The organism is Subtercola boreus (assembly GCF_003399635.1).
GTDB lineage: Bacteria > Actinomycetota > Actinomycetes > Actinomycetales > Microbacteriaceae > Subtercola > Subtercola boreus_B.
This window is the reverse complement of the sequence record NZ_NBXB01000028.1, coordinates 55,157-74,979: the sequence shown is the minus strand read 5'-3', so window position 1 is coordinate 74,979 and position 19,823 is coordinate 55,157. Positions and strand designations below refer to the sequence as shown.

Below are 19,823 nucleotides of genomic sequence, written 5' to 3'. Positions count from 1 at the left end.
GCAGCGTGCGCGCCGGCGCTCACGCACAGAATCGGCACACCGGTTCTCCCAACGCCCAGCCGAGCGGCGTACCCTGAACGGGTGACTACTGACAGAACCGCTCTCGTGACCGGCGCCACGGGGTACATCGGTGGTCGACTTGTGCCGCGGCTGCTCGAAGCAGGCTGGAAAGTGCGCGTTCTGGTGCGTTCACCTCAGAAGCTGGCTGACGTGCCGTGGGGCCCGAGGGTCGAGATCGTGCAGGGCGACCTCAGCGACCGTGAGTCGCTCGAGAACCAGGGTGTGTTCGACGGTGTCGATGTGCTCTACTACCTCGTGCACTCGATGGGCGGCAAGGGCAGCTTCGACGGTACCGAGCTCAGTTCGGCCCGCAACGTCGCAGAACTCGCCCTGAAAGCCGACGTCAAGCGAATTGTCTACCTGGGCGGGCTGCACCCGAAAGGCCAGAGACTGTCGCAGCATCTCCGTTCGCGTGCGGCGGTGGGCAGCATCCTGCTCCAGTCGGGCGTTCCGACGATCGCGTTGCAGGCCGGCGTCGTGATCGGATCCGGGTCGACGAGCTTCGAGATGATCCGTCACCTCACCGAGGTTCTTCCGTACATGCCGGCGCCGAAGTGGGTGCGCAACTTCATCCAGCCGATCGCAGTTCGGGACGTGCTGCACTACCTTCTGGGCGCCGCAGGGGTCTCCGACACCCTCAACCGCACATTCGACATCGGCGGGCCCGATGTCCTCCGCTACGGGCAGATGATGAACGGATACGCGGTGGAGGCGGGCCTCAACCAGCGTCCGATCGCGCCCCTGCCGGTGCTCACCCCGTGGCTCGCGTCACAGTGGGTGAACCTGGTCTCGCCGATTCCGCGCAATCTCGCTGTACCGATCATCGAGTCGCTGCAGTTCGAGTGCGTCGCCCAGGAACAGGACATCAAGGCCTACATTCCCGACCCGGAGGGTGGGCTCACCGGCTATCGCCGCGCTGTGCGACTCGCCCTCGGCAAGATGCGTGATGGGCAGGTGGAGACGAGCTGGCAGGACAGCGTCGTGCAGGGCGCGCCGAGCGACAACCTGCCGAGTGACCCGGACTGGGCGGGTCACACCGTCTACACCGACGTGCAGGTGCGGGAGACGGATGCCCGTCCGGGCGACCTCTGGCGTGTGATCGAGGGTATCGGCGGCGACAACGGCTGGTATTCGTTCCCGCTTGCGTGGGGGGTGCGGGGCTGGATGGACAAGCTCGTCGGGGGAGTCGGGCTCCGCCGCGGCCGCCGCAACCCCGATCACCTGCACACCGGTGACGCGCTCGATTTCTGGCGGGTCGAGCGGATCAGGCGGGGCAGCTTCCTCCGCCTGCGCGCCGAGATGAAGGTGCCGGGTCGGGCCTGGTTGGAGCTGACCGTCGCCCCGCGCGCGGGCGGTGGTTCGCGTTACACCCAGCGTGCGGTGTTCTTCCCCCGAGGGCTCGGCGGCAGGTTGTACTGGTACTCGATCCTGCCGTTCCACGGGTTCATCTTCCCAGGGATGGCGAATCACATCACCGAGACAGCGGTGAGGGAGGCCGAGCGGAGGAACGAGCATCCGGGGCCGACGAAGAAGGTTTCCACGAAAAAGGCCGATCTGGCCGACGCCGCGGGTGCGGGCGTGACCGATTCTGTCGATTCCGCTGATTCCGCCGATTCCGCCGACAGGGCCGACTCAGCTGACACACTATGACGAACGGGCAACGGAGGCGGACATGATCGAAAATCCCTCGATCGTCTTTCTGGGCGATAGTCTCACGGCGGGCGCAGACTGGCAGAAGTACTTCGGCGACTACACCGTGCACAACATGGGTGTTCCGGGCGACACGACCGACGGCGTCAAGGAGAGACTGGCCGAGGTCGTCGCGGTGAATCCCGGCACCGTCGTGTTGCTGATCGGAGCGAACGACCTGGCGAAGAGGCGTTCCGTCGAGCATGTGGTGCAGAACATCGAGACGATCCTGGTCATGCTCCGGAACGAGTTGCCCGACGCTGAAATCCTGCTGCAGTCGGTGATGCCGCGAGGCCACGAATATGCGGCCCAGATCCGCGACATCAACCGGCACATCTGGCAGTTCGCCTCATCGGTGCGCACCCACTATCTCGACCTCTGGCCAGCTCTGGCGCTCGATGACGGGGAGCTGAACCCCGCCTACACGACAGACCGGCTGCATCTGAACTCCGACGGCTACGAGGCGTGGCTCTCCGAGCTCGAACCGGCTCTCGAACGGGTGCACGGGCTCCCGCCGAAGAGCCGACCGATCCGGCTGCCGGAGCTCCGCCGCGGTTTCTGACAGAGCTGACGCCCGGCGGTTCACCCGAGAGCGTTGTGCGGCACCACTCCGCCGGGCCGCGCCCCGACGATCCCGATTGCACGTGTAGCCGCAGCGACACCGGACGTGCCGGCCCGCTCGAGCTGCCCGCGCAACGTCTCGCCGCGTGCCGCGAGCGGCCGGTCCGACGCAGTGAGACCGTCGAACAGCCCAGCAAGGAATCCCGCGTCGAAGGCATCGCCGGCACCCGTGGTGTCCCGCGGTTCTGCGGGCACGCACGAGATCGGGATGCGCAGGGCGTCGACTCCGGTTCCGGCCCCGACCAGCGCGCCTCTGCGCCCGAGTGTCAGGGCGACGAAGGGAAAGTGTTCGGCCAGGGCATCCACGATCCCCGCAGCATCCGTCCGACCGGTGAGCTCGCGCCCCTCGTCGAGGTTCGGGAACAGGATGTCGACACCCTCCACCGCCCGTAGGAAACCCGTCACGCCGTGGTCGACGATGAAGCCCGATGATCCCGGGTCGACCGAGACGGTGACCCCCTGCGCTTTCGCGCGCCGCACCAGGTCGGTGAAGCCGTCGACCGGCTGGCCGCTGAACAACGTGTAGCCCGTGAAGTGCAGATGGGTTGCTGCGGCGAGCATCCTGTCAGTCACGTCAGAGGGCGACGTGTCGACGTTCGCGCCTTTCTCCGTGAGCATGGTGCGGGTGTCGTTCGCCTCGACGATCACCACGATGGTGCCGGTCGGCAGCACGAGTTCGCCCGCGAGGTGAGGCGTCACCCCGGAATCCCGCAGCAGGTTCTCGTGGCGAACGGTGTCGGAGACATTGGTGCGACCGACGAAGTCCACGAGGGTGCCGAGCGAGCCGAGCCAGGCGGCGGTGTTCGCGGCAGAACCGCCCGCCCGGCGCTCGATGCTGGCGAGGGTGTCGGTGTCGGTGCGGATGCCCGAGGTGGGACGCACGATGATGTCGTCGAACACGTCGCCGACGATCACGACCCGCACGTGCGGATTCACATCACTCACGCGCGAGGGCGCTCCACGCACCCGCGATCTCGCCGGCGAGCCGCACGTTGTTGCGCGCGATGTCGAGGTTGACCTCGAGGCTCCGGCCACCGGATGCTCCCACGATGTATGACAGCAGGAACGGTGTCACGGCCTTGCCCCTGATGCCCTGCGCATCGGCTTCGGCCAGCGCTTCAAGCAGGACCCGGTCGTGCTCCTCCGGCTCCCATTGCAGATCGCTCGGCAAGGGATTCGCCACGATGATGCCCTGGCCGTGGCCGAGTGCGTCCTGGCTCCGCATGACCCGGGCGATCTCCGCGGGCGACTCGACAGACCAGTCGATCTGCTCGCCGGACTCGGTGAGCCAGAAGCTCGGGAAGTTCGTGGTGCGATAGCCGACGACCGGCACGCTGAGGGTCTCGAGCCGTTCGAGGGTGCCCGCGATGTCGAGCACGCTCTTGACGCCCGCCGCGACCACGGTGACGCCGGCGAGGGCGAGCGAGCTGAGGTCGGCCGACTCGTCGAAGGTCGCGTTGGCGCCCCGGTGCACACCGCCGAGCCCGCCGGTGGCGAAGACGCGCACTCCGGCCTTCCCCGCGAGGTACGCGGTAGCGGCAACCGTCGTCGCCCCGCTGATGCCCTTGGCAGCAAGGATCGGCAGATCGCGCACGCTCGCCTTGACCATGTCCTCGTTGGCGATGCGGGCCACGCCGTCGGCATCGAGCCCGATGCGGGGGATGCCGTCGAGCACCGCGATGGTCGCCGGAGTGACGCCGGTGTCGCGCAGGATCTGCTCGAACTCCTTCGCGGCCTCGAGGTTGCGGGGGCGGGGGAGCCCGTGCGAGATGATCGTCGATTCGAGGGCGACGACGGGGCGACCGTGCTGCAGGGCATCCGCAACGGCGTCGGAGACGAGGAAGGGCTGGGGCATCCGTGGATCTTTCTGTTCGCTCGAAGTTCTAGGCTGGGGGCTATGCCTACCAGTGATTCTGCCATCCTCGAAGAAGCCGAACGTCTGGAGCAGCTCCGCTCCCGCGAGCGTGCCCTGCAGTTCGAGTCGTTCGACCACGACGACGCGTTCTCTGTGGGCTCGCACCTGCGTGACAGGGCGCTCGAGGGTGACCTCCCGATCGCGATCTCTGTTGTCTTCGGCGACCAGCGCGTCTTCCACGCGGGGCTGCCCGGGGCGTCGAGCGACAACGACGACTGGCTGGAGCGCAAGTTCCGCGTGGTGCGTCGCTACGGTGAGTCGTCGCTGGTCGTCGGCACCCTGTTCCGCTCGCGCGGCACCACGTTCGAGCTGTCTTCGAGGCTCGACCCCGCACTCTTCGCCGCCCACGGCGGGGCCGTGCCGATCTTCGTGCGCGGCTCGCTGATAGGCGCAGTGGGAGTCTCCGGGCTGGCCCAGAAGGACGACCACGAACTGGTGCTCGGCGCGTTGGAATGGCTGCAGGGCGAGCAGTGACGAAGAAAGAACGTGACGACCAGCTGCGCGAGCAGCGGCTTCGCAACGAGCAGCTGCGGAGTCAGCCGGCGCGCCCCGCTCCGCAGGTCAGGGGCAAAAATGTGCAGTCGCGCTATCCGACGTTCACGCGCACGGCGCTCGCTCCGGGGCTGCTCGCCGCGGTCATCCTGCTCGCCGCCGTCGCGGTGATCGACTCGGGCTGGTTCACTCTCTTCCGCTACGCGATCGCGATCCTCGCCCTGATCGTCTGCGTGTTCGCGTACCAGGCGAAGCAGTGGTGGTGGATCGCCGGGCTGGTGCCGATCGCGGTGGTGTGGAACCCGATCCTGCCGCTCGATTTCATCCCACCGGTCTGGTATGCGCTGCACCTGGCTGCCGCGGTCGTCTTCGTCGCGGCGGGACTCCTGATCAAGATCCCGGTGTCGAAGGACAGATAGTGGCCGCGCAGCGGCCCAAGGACTACTAGCGGAGATTTCCTCGTGTCGGAGCGCCGGTAGCAGAATCGGCCCCGGTGATGCAGTAGAATGGTGTCAGCGCCGGGAAACCCGCAGTTGTTTCTGAAAACACAGCTGGTCGTGGTCGAAGATCCGGTGCAGGTTCGCGGTTTCGAAAGCTCCAGCTGGGTCTGGATGTCGGCGCCGCCCCACTCCACAGGAGGAGCATGTCACGATCAGGCGTTCGCCGGTCCACCCGAACGGTCGACAACACCGGCCTCATCCCGATCCTCGCCCGCAAGGTGCGCGAGGTCGAGGCTGCCGCACAAAGGGGCAAGGTCGTTCCCTCGAACCGCACCAAGTTCCTCGTGGTCGCCCTCCTCATGCGCGAGGAACGCGCCCGTATCAAGGGCGACTCCGAGTTGAGCGACGGCGAACGGGCCGAGCAGCTGAAGCGACTCGACGGCATCGCGGGCATCCTCGCCCAGACGGCCGCCCGTGACACCTCGCTGATCACCCTGCTCGAGAGCGACGTTGCTGTCTCGCCGGTGGCCCAGCGCATGCGCCGTGAATACCTGATGGATGCCGGTATCGAGGTCGAGGCCGAAGAAGAGGTTCCGGCCCCGCCGCCCGCCTCGCCCTTCGCCACCGCCTTCACCTTCTCGCCCGGCGCCGCCGAGAAGCAGGTCATGCCGCAGTCCGTCAAAGCACGCCAGCTCGCCAACCCGTTCCTCGCCCCCGACTTCAGTGCGGCCACGGCCAACCGGCCTGTCTCGCGCGGGCGCCTCTCGAGCTGGGAGCTCCTGAGCCCGCTCTACCGAGCGTTTGAGTACGGCTCCGGCGGCACCGTCGCCAGCATGGACCTCCCCGAAGCGCCGAAGATCGACCGCATCTCGCCTCCCGGCCACGAACTGATGCACCACCAGGCGCGTTTCATCGCCGCCGTCGCCGCCGGTCACCGTTCGTTCCTGCTCGCCGATGAGCCCGGTCTCGGCAAGACGGCGCAGTCGCTGCTGGCAGCCTCGGTCTCCGACTCCTACCCGCTGCTCGCCGTCGTGCCGAGTGTCGTGAAGATGAACTGGGCCCGTGAGGTCGAGATCTGGACACCACACAGGCGCGCCACGGTCATCCAGGGCGACGGGGCCAACCTCGACGCCTTCGCCGACGTCGTCATCGTGAACTACGACGTGCTCGACCGGCACCTCGCCTGGCTCGGCACTCTCGGGTTCAAGGGCATGGTCGTCGACGAGGCGCACTTCATCAAGAACATGCAGTCGCAGCGCTCGAAGAACGTGCTCGCCCTCGCTGAGCGCATCCGCAAGTTCGCTCCCGGTGGCGACCCGCTGATGATGGCGCTCACCGGAACCCCGCTCATCAACGACGTCGACGACTTCCGTGCCATCTGGCAGCTCCTCGGCTGGATCGACGGCGACAAACCCACGCCCGAACTCATGGGCAAGCTCGAGGAGACCGGGCTTACCCCCGCAGACTTCGGCTTCTTCGCAGAGGCCCGCTCGGCCGTCATCGACATGGGCATCGTCCGCCGCAAGAAGGTGGATGTCGCGGCCGACCTCCCGGCGAAACGCGTCGTCGACCTCCCGGTCGAACTCGACGACGACCTCGGGCGGTCCATCCGCCAGGCCGAAGCCGAACTCGGCAAACGTCTCGTCACGAAGTACCGCCGGGCAGCCGCCGGTGCGATGGGCAGTGGGTACGACACCTCCGACGGCCCGAACCAGGAGTTGATGCGTCTCGTCGCGAAGGCCGAGCTCGAGGAGTCGAAGTCGTCCTCGACCGGCGAGAACGTCTTCACGATGGTGCGGAAGATCGGCCAGGCCAAGGCCGGCCTCGCCGCCGACTACGCCGCCCAGCTCGCGCGTTCCGTCGGCAAGGTGGTCTTCTTCGCCAAGCACATCGACGTGATGGACCAGGCCGAGGAGGCGTTGGCGAAGGCAGGCCTCCGCACGATCTCGATCCGGGGCGACCAGACCGCGTCGTTCCGGCAGTCCCAGATCGACGCGTTCAACAACGATGCGTCCGTGTCGGTCGCCGTCTGTTCGCTCACCGCCGCCGGTGTCGGGTTGAACCTACAGGCAGCGTCGAACGTGGTGCTCGCCGAACTGTCGTGGACGGCCGCCGAGCAGACTCAGGCCATCGACCGCGTGCACCGCATCGGCCAGGCCGAGCCGGTGACGGCGTGGCGCATCATCGCGGCCCAGACGATCGACTCCAAGATCGCCGAACTCATCGACAGCAAACAGGGCCTCGCGGCCCGGGCGCTCGACGGCTCGGATGTCGAGATCTCGTCGGGCGACAGCGTGCAACTCGAAGCTCTGGTCAGCCTGCTCGAGGCGGCCCTCTCATGATCGGCAGCACCTCCGCCGGCATTTCGACGGGCAGTGCGGCGACCCACAACGTCGCCCTGGAGAACAGCCTCGAGCCCGAGGCGCCCGAAGAACTCTTCAATCGGGCATCCGGTCACCTCGGCGCACCGCGCTCCTGGCCGAAGAGCCACGGCCGGCCCGATGTCATCGTTCGAAAGGGCATGCTCGCCCTGGTCAACACGACGCTGACCCCGCACGAGGCGATGGTCGAAGACCTCCTGTTCGTGCGGAGCGCCCTGCTCGGTGCGGGCATCGAGTTCTTTCTCATCCGCGGCAACGACGAACGTCCCGTGGTGGTCGTCGACGCGGCCGCCCGTCGCAAGCTCGAGCGCGCCCTCGCGCTCGCCTGCCAGAACGAACCGATGTACTCCAAGACCGTCACGGGCAAGAAGCGTCCGCCGATGCTGGTGAGCACCGGAACGCTGTCGGAGAGCCGCAAGGCCCGCATCTTCCGCCTGTACCGGCCGCGCGTCGAACCCGTCGGCGGTCTCACCTACGGGTCGTCGATCGGCATCGAGTTGCAGTTCTGGAGCTTCGACGACGAGAACATCATCTGCCCCGTCGAGAACTCTCTGACGAGACGCATCCTGCCCCGCACCGAGGCGATCCCCTCGACGGTGGAGCTCTACGGCGAGACGTGGCGAACGCTCCGCGGCATGTTCGACGTGCAGGCGACCGACGTGGTCTTCGACATCGACATGGTCTTCTCCTGGGTCGACGGCAACGACATCGAGTACCAGCGTCGCAGGCGCGCACAGGGCACCGGTTACATCGCGGGCGACGGCGACGATTCGGATGCCCGGTTCCGCCAGATCGACGAGCTGAAGTACGCCCTCCGCTCGGTGTACCTCTTCGCGCCCTGGGTTCGGCGTATCTTCATCGCCACGGACTCTCCGAAGCCCGCGTGGCTCGCCGAGCATCCACGGGTCACCTTTGTGCCGAGCGAGGAGTTCTTCGAGGACACCAGTGTGCTGCCGACCCACAACTCGCAGGCCGTCGAGAGCCAGCTGCACCGCATCCCGGGCATCAGCGAATACTTCCTGTACTCGAACGACGACATGTTCTTCGGCCGCCCCGTGCAGCCGAGCATGTTCTTCTCGCCCGGTGGCGTCACGAAGTTCATCGAAGCCCAGACCCGCATCGGCCTCGGCGAGAACGACCTCGGCCGAAGCGGCTTCGAGAACGCCGCGCGGGTCAACCGCCGGCTGCTCTGGGAGAAGTTCGGGCGGATCATCACCCGTCACCTCGAGCACGCTGCCGCGCCGCTTCGGAAGAGCGTCATGCAGGAGCTCGAGAACGAATTCCCCGAGGACTTCCGCCGCACGGCGGCCAGTCGCTTCCGGTCGAGCACCGACATCTCGGTGACCAACTCGTTCTACCACTACTACGCCCTGATGACCGGGCAGGCGGTGGTGCAGGAGGCGGCGCGAGTGTCATACGTCGACACCACGATGCGTTCCGGGCTCGGGCTCCTGCCGGACATCCTCCGGAAGCGCTCATTCGACTTCTTCTGCCTGAACGACGGCAGCTACCCCGAAGTGGATGCCGCGGAGCGCACCCTCGTGGTGCAGGAGTTCCTCGAGCAGTACTTCCCGTTCCCGGCCCCCTGGGAGTCGGAGCGCGCTGTCGCCCGGGAGCTTGCGAGCTAGCTGAGCCGCGCGGCCGCCAGTGCCGGCACGACGAGGGGCTCCTCGGGCGTGACCGGTGCGGCGGCGGGCGGGGCGAAGGCGACGCTGGCCTTGTCGAGGATGGCCGCCGTCTCTGAGGCGCTGGTGTACGACACCCGTGCGTAGTGCCCGATCGGCACGACCGAGTGCAGCACGGTGTTCTCGTAGACGTGGATCAGGTTGAAGGCCTGGGCGCCGTCGCGGGCGAGGGTGCCGCCGATGGGTACGTTCAGGTCCTGGGTGTAGCAGGTGGCCGACGCGACACTGACCGGGATGCCCGCGAACATCGCGGTGCTGGAGTAGTGAAGGTGGCCGGCGATGATCGAGCGCACGTCGCTGCCCTGCAAGACCTCGGCGAGTGACGCCTGGTCGCGGAGCTCCACCATCACGGCGAGGTCGAGCACACTAGGCACGGGCGGGTGGTGCATGGCGAGGATCGTGCCGTGCGGCGCGGGGCTCGAGAGCTCTTCGGCGAGCCAGTCCAGTTGGTCGGGGGTGACCTCACCGTAGTGCGAGCCGGGAACGGTCGAGTCGAGGGTGATGATGCGGAGGCCGTTGATGTCGTGCACCCGGTCGATCGGCTTCATCGATGGCTGCTGGTCGAGGAGACCGGCGCGGAACGCTGCACGGTTGTCGTGGTTGCCCATCACCCAGATCACGACTGCACCCAGCTTCGCGGCGGCCGGCTCGACGATCGCCCGGAGCTTCTCGTAGGCCTTCGGGTCGCCCTTGTCGGCGAGGTCGCCGGTGAAGATGATGGCCTCGGGGCGGGCACCCGACTCGAGCAGCTCCCCGAGGATCCTCGTGAGATGGCCTTCGCTGTCGACCTTGCCGTACAGCAGGTCGTCACCGCCGACGAAGTGCGTGTCGCTGAAATGGAGTACGAAGTGGTCCGGACGCGGGTACTGCGCGAGGGTGGTCATTGTGACGTGAGCCGTTTCGTGTTGACTTCCCGCTGTGGTGGGCGCACGACGGGTGGTGCGAGACAAAGCCAACCAGACATATCTGGACGCGAGGTTAACGCCACGCGGATTATGCAGAAACAAGAGGTTCGATGATTTTGTGCCTGAAGAAGTATGTCATTCTGAGGTCGGCGTGGCGACCTTTTCCCCCAGTCAGCGCGCCCGGAGAGGTGAATTCCCATGAAATTCTCACAGGTCATCAGAGGTGCGGTCACCCGTAGACCCTCCACAGACGGCTCCGAAACGCACGATGTGGTCACCGATCCGGTCGATGTGGATGGTGGCGGCGGTGTCATCGACAACGCGATCTACTCCCACGGCATGCGCGTTCTCTCTCCCGCCACACCCCAGCAGACGATCGAGGCTCTGGCGAGCATCCCGGACGCCCTCGCCTGGATAGGACTCTTCAGGCCGAACGCCGCGGCCCTGGCCGACCTGCAGACCGAGTTCGACCTGCACCCGCTCGCGATCGAGGATGCGGTCGGGGCCCACCAGCGGCCGAAACTCGAACGCTACGGCGACGTTCTGTTCGTCGTACTGCGGGCGGCCTTCTATGTGGATGAACGGGAGGAGGTCGAATTCGGCGAGCTCCACCTGTTCGTCGGGCCGAACTTCGTGGTCTCGGTGCGGCACAGCGCCAAGCCCGATCTGTCGGTGGTCCGCCGGCGGATGGAGGGCGACCCGAGGCTGCTCGCACTCGGGCCCATCGCCGCGCTCTACGGCATCATGGACGCGGTCGTCGACCAGTACGCCCCCGTCGTCGCCGGGCTCGAGACGGACATCGACGAGATCGAGGCGCAGGTGTTCGAGGGGGACCCGTCGGTGTCCAGACGTATCTATGAGCTCTCTCAGGAAGTGCTCGACTTCCAGCGCGCGACCCTGCCGCTCACCGCAATGCTGCAGACCCTCCGGGAGACCTACGGCAAGGGGGAGGGCAACCTCGAACTGAAGCGGGCGTTCCGGGATGTCGCCGACCACGTCGCCGTGGTGAATGAGCGGGTGGATGGATTCCGGCAGACGCTCAGGGAGATCCTGACAGTGAACGCGACCCTCGTCGCGCAGCGCCAGAACGAGGACATGAAGAAACTCGCAGAGACAAGTAACCACCAGAACGACGAGGTCAAGAAGATCTCCGCCTGGGCGGCCATCTTCTTCGCACCGACCGTGGTGACGGGCATCTACGGCATGAATTTCGACTACATGCCCGAACTGCACTTCGCATGGAGCTATCCGGCGGCTCTCGGGCTGATGGTGGGGCTCAGCGTGGGACTCTACGCCTCGTTCAAGAAGCGCGGCTGGCTCTGAGCGTTCGGCTGGCTCTGAGCGTTCGGCTGGCTCTGAGCGTTCGGATGGCTCTGAGTGTTCGGCTGGCTCTGAGTGTTCGGCTGGCTCTGAGCGCAAGGGGCCGACGAGATCGTGGGTGCGGCGTAGCCTGAGGAGATGACGTCACTGTGGCTCGCCTCCCGCACGGAAACCGGAGCGGACTCCCGCACGGCTGAGAGTGCGACAGACCCGTTCGAACCGGATGCCCGCTACGACGAGGTCGTGGTGGGGGCGGGGTTGACGGGTCTCGTCACCGCGCTGCTGTTCGCGAGAGCGGGCAAGCGGGTCGCCGTACTGGAGTCGCGCTCGATCGGTGCGGTCGCGACCGGCCGTTCGACGGCCAAACTGTCGCTGCTGCAGGGAAGTCAACTGCAGAAGATCAAGGCGCACACGTACCAGTCGATCGTGCAGGCGTATGTCGACGCCAACCGCGCAGGCCAGGAGTGGATGCTCGAGTACGCCTCATCGCGGGGTGTTGCCGTGCAGCGGCGCGACGCGGTCAGCTATGCGGGAACTGCCGAGGGGGTCGAGACGGTCGGGCGGGAGTTCCGGCTCGCCCGAGCTGCCGGGCTCGACGTGCGGCTCGTCGACCGCACCGACCTGCCCTTTGAGACGTTCGGCGCCGTCGTGCTGCCGGACCAGGCGCAGTTCGACCCGCTCGACGTTCTCGCCGCCCTGGCCGCGGATGTGCGGTCGCTCGGCGGCGTCATCGTCGAGAACACCCGCGTGACGGGGGTGCGGGCATCCGATCCGGCTGAGGTGCGCACCTCACGTGGAACGGTCTTCGGTGCGCACGTGCACCTCACCACGGGGGTGCCGATCCTCGACCGCGGTCTGTACTTCGCGAAGCTGAGGGCGCTGCGGTCGTACGCGGGTTCGTACGAGGTGCCGATGGGTGGTGGCGAGCTGCCCCAGAGCATGTACCTGTCGGTGGATGCGCCGAGCCGGTCGATCCGCACCGCGCCTGGGCGGCCGACGGGCGACGGCAGTAAGGGTCCCGCGACGCTGATCGTCGGCGGGAACGGGCATCCGGTCGGCCGCGCCGGCGACACCCAGCGACTGGTCGACGACCTGCACGATTGGACCGCGCGGCACTTCCCGGGTGCCGTTCCCACGCACTCGTGGAGCGCCCAGGACTACGAGACGCCGCACCGGGTTCCGTTTGTGGGGTATCTGCCGCGGGGCCGGGGGCGCATCTACTTCGCGAGCGGCTATGACAAGTGGGGGATGACCAACGCCGTGCAGGCCGCGCTCACGCTGGTCAGCGACCTTTCGAGCGACTCGCCGTCATGGGCGAAGACACTGCACCACCGGGCCACGCTGCCGGCCGCGATGGCTTCGGGGCTCGGGGCGAACGTTGCCACGGGCTGGTGGGCGCTGAAGGGGTGGGCGGGTGTGCTCACCGGTCCGTCGACGGATGCCCTTCCGATCCCCGCGGAGGGGGAGGGGCTGATCGGGCGGTCAGGCATCCATCCGACGGGAACGTCGACCGTCGGGGGTCGCACCTGCCAGGTCTCGGCCGTCTGTCCGCATCTCGGCGGGGTGCTCACCTGGAACTCCGCGGAGACCTCGTGGGACTGCCCACTCCACGGTTCCCGCTTCGCGCCCGACGGCATCCTCCTCGAGGGTCCCACCGTGCACGACCTGCGGGTCTGACCCGCCCCGGCCCCCTGCCTCAGCCCGCCCATCCGCCCAGCCCTGGCGCGAATCGCCACTCGCCCTTGCCCGCCCGCGGGCGCTATTCAGGCCACATGCGCCGCCGACGACTATCTGGACGTGGCGGGCCTCGCTGCCTGAATTGCGTACGCGCGGCGGGGAGCGCTGGCGGCTAGCCGCGGGGACGGTTCGCCAGGCGTGCGACGGCCGTGGTGGGGATGGAGACCCAGGTGGGGCGGTTCCGCACCTCGTAGATCGCCTCGTAGAGAGCCTTGTCTATCTCGAAGGCGTCGAGGAGAGCACGATTCGCGCGGAGGTCCAGCCCTGCGCGGGCGATGTACGCGTCGAGGAAGGCGGCCCGGGCATCCAGCGCCCACTGCGTCGCCGACTCACCGGGGTGGGTCTGCGCGTAGGAGCCGGCGACGTAGTCGAACGAGCGGAGCATGCCCGCGATGTCACGGAGCACCAGGTCGGGCTGGCTCCGCTCGACCATGGGCCGGAGCGGCTCGCCCTCGAAGTCGACCAGCACCCAGCCGCCGTTCGGCGTGTGGAGCACCTGGCCGAGGTGGTAGTCCCCGTGGATGCGCTGCAGGTTCGGCCACGGGCTGGCCTCGGCGGCCTCGAAGACCCGCTCGATGGCGTCGTTGTGCTCGGCGAGCGACGGCACCTCGCGCACCGCGCCGCCGTGGCGACGACGCATGCTCGTCATGACACCGGCGACGAGGTCGTCGGAGGGGGCGACGGTCGGCAGCACGGAGGCGAGCGTCTCGTGCACCTCTGCAGTGGCCTCGCCGAGCGCGGCGGCTTCGGTGACGAACGAGCGCCCGGCCTCGACCGCGTCGAGGGCCACGCGCCAGGCGTCCTCGACGCCCGGCAGGAACTCCTGCGCGAAGGCGAGATGCCCCGAGGTGCGCCCGTCGGGCATCCGCGAGTCGTGCCACTGGCCGACGACGCTGCCGATCGAGGCGGGCACCCGGGTGGAACCGGCCTTCGCAAGTGCGGACTGCAGCACCACGTCGGGGTTGTTGCCGTGGTGGAGCACCCGGAACACCTTGCAGATGACAGGCCGGTGTTCGTCGCCCTCCGCCGTCGTCACGGTCATGATGATCGACGAGTTCGACTGCTCACCGCTCAGCACCTTGGCATGGGTGACCGTGAGGGGATGCCCGGAGACCTGGGCCCGCCCGGTCGCCGTTGCGCCGCCGGTGCCGTCGCTCGCCTGGTCTCGGGCGATCAGGTCGAGGAGAGCGCCCGAATAGGCGAGGTCGTGGGTGCCGTCGTAGACGAACTGGGTGTGCGAGCCCTCGTCGCCCACGGTCACGGCATTGACCGGAACGTCACTGTCCGGGCTGTCGGAGCCCGGCTCCGCGCTCACAGCGACGATCAGGGAGGCCTCGAGGTCGGGAGCGCGCTCGCTCCGGACGGTGAGGGGCACCTGGTAGAGGCGTGCCTGCTGGCCGCCCTCGTCGAGCACGAGGAACGTCGTGACCCGCACCTCCGCGTCGCCGTGCGGCAGGTCGAAGCTGCCGATCAGCCGGAGCGCGGGGGTGGTGGTCTTGCCACCGAACCAGCGCTGCCGGGGCATCCACTTGGTCAGGGAATCGATGAGGGCATTGTCGAACGGCGCCGAATCGGGGCCTTGGAGGTCACCAGGTGCTGTGTCGGTCATGATTCGCTTTCGTCGTGGCCAGCATGTTGCTCAGCCTATGCTTCCGTACTCGGGATCGCCTGAACAGGGGTTGCGCCCGCGGGGGCCAGCGCGCCGAGCATACTGAGCGCGCCCAACAGATCAAGCACCCAGGCGTACTCGTAGGCGGTCTCCTTCCAGCGCTCGTAGCGCCCGCTCACCCCGCCGTGCCCGGCCGTGAGCTCGATCTTCAGGAGCGGATCCGCTCCCGCCTCCCGGAGCCTCGCGACCCACTTCGCGGGTTCCACGTACAGCACCCGCGTGTCGTTCAGGCTGGTCACCGCCAGGATCTTCGGGTACCGGATGCCGTCCCGCACATTCTCGTAGGGCGAGTACGACTTGATGTAGGCGTAGACCTCCGCATCGTGGAGGGGATCGCCCCACTCGTCCCACTCGATCACGGTGAGCGGCAGCGACGGATCGAGGATCGAGGTGAGAGCGTCGACGAACGGCACCTGCGCGAGGATGCCCGCGAAGAGTTCTGGCGCGTCGTTGGCGATCGCGCCCATCAGCAGCCCACCGGCGCTGCCACCCTGCGCGACCAGCTGGGCGGGCGTCGTATTGCCGGTGTCGACGAGATGGTGCGCGGCGGCGATGAAGTCGCTGAAGGTGTTGCGCTTCGCGAGCTTCTTGCCCTGCTCGTACCACCAGCGTCCGCGTTCGCCGCCGCCACGCACGTGGGCGATCGCGAACACCACACCGCGGTCCAGAAGCGACAGCCGGGCGACCGAGAACGACGGGTCGATGCTCGCCTCGTACGATCCGTAGCCGTAGAGCACGAGGGGAGCGGCGGTGCCGGTGTGCACGAGGTCCCGGCGCTGCACGAGCGAGATCGGGATGAGCGTGCCGTCGTCGGCCTGTGCCCACTCCCGGCGCTGGGTGTAGGCGCTGCTGTCGTAGCCGCCGAGAACCGGTTGCTGCTTGAGTTGGCGGAGTTCACCGGTGGCGAGCACGTAGTCGTAGACAGTGGAGGGGGTCACGAACGAGGTGAAGCCGACGCGGAGGGTCGGCTGGGTCCACTCCGGGTTACCGCCGGTGCCGACGGAGAAGAGAGGCTCGGTGAAGGGGAGTTCCTCGAGCGGGCCGTAGCCGGGGAGCAGGGCTGTGCCGCTGCCTGCTGCGCCTGCGGCGCCGGTGGCTGCATCGTCAGCGGCATCAGTGGCTGAGCTGGTGGCAGCACCCAGCCGGATGACCGCCACCCGGGTCAGCGCGTCGCGCCGGTACTCCACACTGAGGTGGGTCTCGAAGGCATCGACGCTCTCGAGTCGCACGTCGTCGCTCGAGGCGAGCACGGTTCGCCAGCGGGACTCGTCGAGCGGAGCATCCGGAGCCACCTCCAGCAGTTCGAAGTTCTCACCGTTCGCATTGTGGGTGACGAGGAGGCGGTCGCCCGCACCCGGGATGATGGCGTGCTCGACCGAGTACTCCACGCCCTCCACCCGCGGCCAGACGAGCACGAATTCGCCCTCAGGGTCGGCTGTGTCGAGCAGGTGGGTCTCGCTGGTGATGCTCGAACCGAGGTCGAGCTGCAGGTACTTCTCGCTGCGGGTGAGGCCGATGCCGAGCCAGTAGCGTTCGTCGGGTTCTGTGAAGACGACGACATCGGCCTCGTCGCTGCCGACCCGGTGACGCCAGATGGTGTCGGGGCGCCACGCCTCGTCAACGGTCGGGTAGAAGACGAAGCGCCCGTCGGGGGTGAAAGTGGCTCCGGGCGCGGTGTTCTTGACGACGTCGGGCAGGTTCTCGCCGGTGTCGAGGTCGCGGATGCGGAGCGTGTACCGCTCGTCGCCTACCGTGTCCACGGCGTAGGCGAGCAGCCGGCCATCCGCGCTCGTGTCGAAGCTCCCGAGGGAGTAGAAGTCGGTGCCCTCCGCCTCGACGTTGTCGTCGAGCACGACCACCTCACCAGGCACGGCCACACCGGGCTCGAGGCGGGGCGGTGTCCAGTCGTCGGCACCGGCGATGGGCGCGCGGGCGTGGATACCGTACTGGCTGCCCTCGACCGTTCGGGTGTAGTACCACCAGGTGCCGCTCCGCACGGGCACAGACAGATCCGTCTCGAGGGTTCGCGCCTTGATCTCGTCGAAGACGGCCTGTCGGACGGGTTCGAGGTGCACGGTCTGCTGCTCGGCCCAGGCGTTCTCAGCGGTGAGGTGGGCGAGGACCCTCTCGTCGTGCTTCTCGCGCAGCCACTCGTAGTGGTCGATCACCGTGTCGCCGTGGTGGGTGCGTTGGGTGGGGACCTTCGGGGCGACCGGGGGATGCTGCAGTGACATGCATCCACCGTAGTTGAGTTAGCGTGTATGGCGGAGTCGAAGGCAAGAGGGTCGGGGCAGCAGGCATGAATCAGCAGGGCGCGAATCACCAGGGCATGAATCATCAGGTGCACGTCGAGATCGAGCGGAAGTACGACGTCGACGACCAGACCGTCGTACCGGACCTGACCGGGGTCGCCCAGGTCGCCAGGGTCTCCGACCCCGAGACGGTGACGTTGCACGCGGTCTACTACGACACCGCGGAGCTGCATCTCGCGGCCCAGCGGATCGTGCTCCGGCGCCGCGAAGGCGGCTCCGACGAGGGCTGGCACATCAAGCTGCCGGGCGACGAGGGCCGGCTGGAGCTGCACTGGCCGCTCGGCGACGACGGGCCGATCCCCGAGGCCGTGCTCGACCTCGTGTTGGTGCATGTGCGCGATCATCCTCTCGCTCCTGTCGCCCGGCTGACGACGACCCGCACGACGACCTGCCTCTACGACGACGATGACGTCGCGCTCGCCGAGATCGCCGACGACCTGGTGTCGGCCGGGGATGTCGCGACCGCCCAGCTCCGGATCTGGCGCGAGTGGGAGGTCGAACTCACCGACGACGCTCCCGGCTCGCCCCGGAAGCGCGCTGCGCTGCTCGACGCCATCGAGGAGAAGCTGGAGACCGCGGGAGCCCGGCCGTCTGCGAGCGTATCGAAGCTCGCCCACGCGCTCGGCCGCGAGCGGCTGGGGGAGCGGGAGCCCCGGCGACCGCTCAGCGGCAAGAGCTCGGCGGGTGATGTGCTCCGCGCGGCGGTCGCCCTACAGACGGAGCGGCTGAAGGAGGCCGATCCTCTCGTTCGCCAGGACGAAGCGGGTGCGGTGCACACGATGCGATCATCCGTGCGGCGGCTGCGGAGCATCCTCGCCACCTACCGGTCGGTGATGGACTCCGACGAGGCGAAGCGGCTCGAGCGGGAGCTCGCCGAACTCGGAACCGTGCTCGGCGACACCCGCGACCCGCAGGTCATGCACGACAGGGCGCGGAATCTCGTGCGTTCGCAGTCGAACAAGCGCATGCACGAAGCGGTGCTCGCGCGCCTCGTCTCCGACAAGGAGGCGGAATACCGGCGCTCGCTCGGCTACCTGCAGCGCATCCTGTCGAGCGCACGGTACTTCCGGCTGCTCGATTCGCTCGAAGCGTTCGCCGCCGGCACGGGCGACGCCGCCCGGCTCGGCAAGAGATCAGCCGGGCGCGCGACGAAGGTGCTCGGCCGGCCGATCGCAGCGGACTTCCGGCGGGTGAAGAGACGGATGAAAGCGGTCGCGAAGGCGGGCAACCCCGACGAGTGGAATGCCTGGGTGCACGTGGTGCGGAAGGCCGCCCGGCGGCTGCGGTTCGGCATCGAGGCCGTGACCTCGGGCGATACCGCGTTCGTCGGAACGGCGGTGTTCGGCGAGAAGGTCGCGCGCCTCGCCTCCGCGGCGGAGCGGGTACAGGATGCGCTGGGGGAGTACCGCGACAGCGTGGCCCTCCAGCGGCTGCTGTACGCCACTGCCGAAGCCGCCGCAGAGGCCGGCGAGAACACCTTCGGGTACGGCCGTCTGCACGCCCTCGAGCAGCAGCGGGCCGACCGCGCGATCGAGGACTACGCCCGCGCGCAGGGCGGCTTCCGCTCCGCGAAGAAGTGGCTGCCCGGGGCCTGAACTGCAGCTCCCCACGGCTGCTGCCGCGCGGCGTGCCCTCGCACTAGGCTGGGCTCACGTTCTGCAGCCTTCCGCGGCGCACCCTGGCCGCCCAGCGAGTGGGGTCACGATGAGCATTCCGAGGATTCTGCCGCGTCGGCGGGCCCGCACTCTCGACGACCAGGTCGAGCTGCACAGGGTGCCGGTGGTTCGCGGTGTCGAGGGTCAGGCCGCCTGGAACGCCCGCATGGAGTGGCCGCTCACCGCGGTGTCGCTTGTTTTCCTCGTCGCTTATTCGTGGGATGTGATCGGCAACCTCCGCGGCCAGGCGAATTTCATCGCCGAGATCGTCATGTGGGCGGTCTGGGGCGTCTTCGTCGTGAACTACGTCGCGAACCTCTACCTCGCCCCGCGCCGCTGGCGGTGGTTCTTCACGCACATCCTCGAGTTTCTCATCGTCGTGCTGCCGCTGCTCCGCCCGCTCCGGCTCCTGCGGCTGGTCATGCTGTTCTCCGTGTTGCAGCGCACAGCGGGCACAGCGTTCCGCGGACGCGTGGCCACGTATGTGATCGGGTCCGCCGGCCTGCTCGTGCTCATCGCGGCCCTCGGCATCCTGGACTCCGAGCAGAACGTGCCGGGAGCATCCATCGTCTCGTTCGGAGACGCGCTCTGGTGGGCCTTCGTCACCATCACAACGGTCGGTTACGGCGACTACACGCCGGTCACCGTCGAGGGGCGGATGATCGCGGTCGGCCTGATGATCGCCGGTATCGCCCTGCTCGGTGTGGTGACCGCGACCCTCGCCAGCTGGTTGGTCGACCGTGTGCGAAGCAGCGAGGTGCAGGTACAGCGGGCGAACGTCGACCATGTCGACGCGCTGTCGCGGCAGATCGACGAGCTGCGGGCCGAGATGGCGCACTCGCGCGAGGTGTTCACCGCGGAGTTGCGGGCGCTCCGGGAGGAGAGGGTTGACGAGGACACTCCGAAGGGCTAGCTCACGTGCAGAGGTCAGCTCACGTGCAC

The 19,823-nt window shown here is 67.9% G+C and carries 15 protein-coding genes; 10 read left to right on the top strand and 5 right to left on the bottom strand.

Going from position 1 to position 19,823, the window contains the following annotated elements; genetic code table 11:
• The first annotated feature begins 81 nt into the window (after positions 1-81).
• Both B7R22_RS09510 and B7R22_RS09505 read left to right on the top strand, forming a co-directional pair.
• Positions 82-1,710 (top strand): SDR family oxidoreductase, encoded by a 1,629-nt coding sequence (locus B7R22_RS09510; protein ID WP_253258987.1) that lies wholly within the window; start codon positions 82-84, stop codon positions 1,708-1,710.
• Positions 1,711-1,732: 22 nt separating this feature from the next.
• Positions 1,733-2,311, top strand: coding sequence for an SGNH/GDSL hydrolase family protein (locus B7R22_RS09505; protein WP_116411508.1), 579 nt, complete (start codon positions 1,733-1,735; stop codon positions 2,309-2,311).
• A 20-nt stretch (positions 2,312-2,331) separates the two neighbouring features.
• On the opposite strand, the gene B7R22_RS09500 is transcribed toward B7R22_RS09505, so the two are convergent.
• Together B7R22_RS09500 and B7R22_RS09495 are read right to left on the bottom strand one after the other, a co-directional pair.
• Positions 2,332-3,315, bottom strand: a complete 984-nt coding sequence (locus B7R22_RS09500; RefSeq protein ID WP_172582288.1) for a carbohydrate kinase family protein — start codon at positions 3,313-3,315, stop codon at positions 2,332-2,334.
• Positions 3,308-4,225, bottom strand: coding sequence for a pseudouridine-5'-phosphate glycosidase (locus B7R22_RS09495; protein ID WP_116411506.1), 918 nt, complete (start codon positions 4,223-4,225; stop codon positions 3,308-3,310). The genes B7R22_RS09500 and B7R22_RS09495 overlap by 8 nt, the downstream gene beginning before the upstream one ends.
• A gap of 42 nt (positions 4,226-4,267) precedes the next feature.
• Between B7R22_RS09495 and B7R22_RS09490 the strand changes: the two genes are divergently transcribed.
• From B7R22_RS09490 to B7R22_RS09475, 4 genes are all read left to right on the top strand, one after another.
• Complete coding sequence (locus B7R22_RS09490) at positions 4,268-4,759, top strand: heme-degrading domain-containing protein (protein ID WP_116411505.1); 492 nt, start codon at positions 4,268-4,270, stop codon at positions 4,757-4,759.
• Positions 4,756-5,196 carry a DUF6804 family protein gene (locus B7R22_RS09485; RefSeq protein ID WP_253258986.1) on the top strand — a complete coding sequence of 147 codons (441 nt, stop codon included), beginning with the start codon at positions 4,756-4,758 and terminating at the stop codon, positions 5,194-5,196. Before B7R22_RS09490 ends, B7R22_RS09485 begins: the two co-directional genes overlap by 4 nt.
• Positions 5,197-5,420: 224 nt before the next feature.
• The gene (locus B7R22_RS09480; protein ID WP_116411504.1) at positions 5,421-7,559 is read left to right on the top strand and encodes a DEAD/DEAH box helicase; all 2,139 of its coding nucleotides are present in this window, start codon (positions 5,421-5,423) and stop codon (positions 7,557-7,559) included.
• Positions 7,556-9,226, top strand: a complete 1,671-nt coding sequence (locus B7R22_RS09475) for a stealth family protein (protein WP_116411503.1) — start codon at positions 7,556-7,558, stop codon at positions 9,224-9,226. Before B7R22_RS09480 ends, B7R22_RS09475 begins: the two co-directional genes overlap by 4 nt.
• Here B7R22_RS09475 and B7R22_RS09470 read toward each other — a convergent pair.
• Positions 9,223-10,167 carry a phosphodiesterase gene (locus B7R22_RS09470; RefSeq protein WP_116411502.1) on the bottom strand — a complete coding sequence of 315 codons (945 nt, stop codon included), beginning with the start codon at positions 10,165-10,167 and terminating at the stop codon, positions 9,223-9,225. The two genes, B7R22_RS09475 and B7R22_RS09470, sit on opposite strands and share 4 nt — an antisense overlap.
• A gap of 360 nt (positions 10,168-10,527) precedes the next feature.
• On the opposite strand from B7R22_RS09470, the gene B7R22_RS09465 reads away from it, so the two are divergent.
• Both B7R22_RS09465 and B7R22_RS09460 read left to right on the top strand, forming a co-directional pair.
• On the top strand, positions 10,528-11,511 hold the full coding sequence (locus B7R22_RS09465; RefSeq protein ID WP_253258995.1) for a magnesium and cobalt transport protein CorA: 984 nt from the start codon (positions 10,528-10,530) through the stop codon (positions 11,509-11,511).
• Positions 11,512-11,646: 135 nt separating this feature from the next.
• Complete coding sequence (locus B7R22_RS09460) at positions 11,647-13,185, top strand: FAD-dependent oxidoreductase (RefSeq protein ID WP_116411500.1); 1,539 nt, start codon at positions 11,647-11,649, stop codon at positions 13,183-13,185.
• A 172-nt stretch (positions 13,186-13,357) separates the two neighbouring features.
• Here the strand turns inward: B7R22_RS09460 and B7R22_RS09455 are convergent, their stop codons facing one another.
• The gene (locus tag B7R22_RS09455; protein WP_253258985.1) at positions 13,358-14,854 is read right to left on the bottom strand and encodes a maltokinase N-terminal cap-like domain-containing protein; all 1,497 of its coding nucleotides are present in this window, start codon (positions 14,852-14,854) and stop codon (positions 13,358-13,360) included.
• Between the two features lie 35 nt (positions 14,855-14,889).
• Entirely contained in the window at positions 14,890-17,148 is a 2,259-nt protein-coding gene (locus B7R22_RS09450) for a S9 family peptidase (protein ID WP_116411499.1), read from the bottom strand.
• Between the two features lie 65 nt (positions 17,149-17,213).
• On the opposite strand from B7R22_RS09450, the gene B7R22_RS09445 reads away from it, so the two are divergent.
• On the top strand, positions 17,214-18,821 hold the full coding sequence (locus B7R22_RS09445; protein ID WP_116411498.1) for a CYTH and CHAD domain-containing protein: 1,608 nt from the start codon (positions 17,214-17,216) through the stop codon (positions 18,819-18,821).
• Between the two features lie 109 nt (positions 18,822-18,930).
• Positions 18,931-19,794 (top strand): potassium channel family protein, encoded by an 864-nt coding sequence (locus B7R22_RS09440; RefSeq protein ID WP_253258984.1) that lies wholly within the window; start codon positions 18,931-18,933, stop codon positions 19,792-19,794.
• The last annotated feature ends 29 nt before the right edge of the window (positions 19,795-19,823 follow it).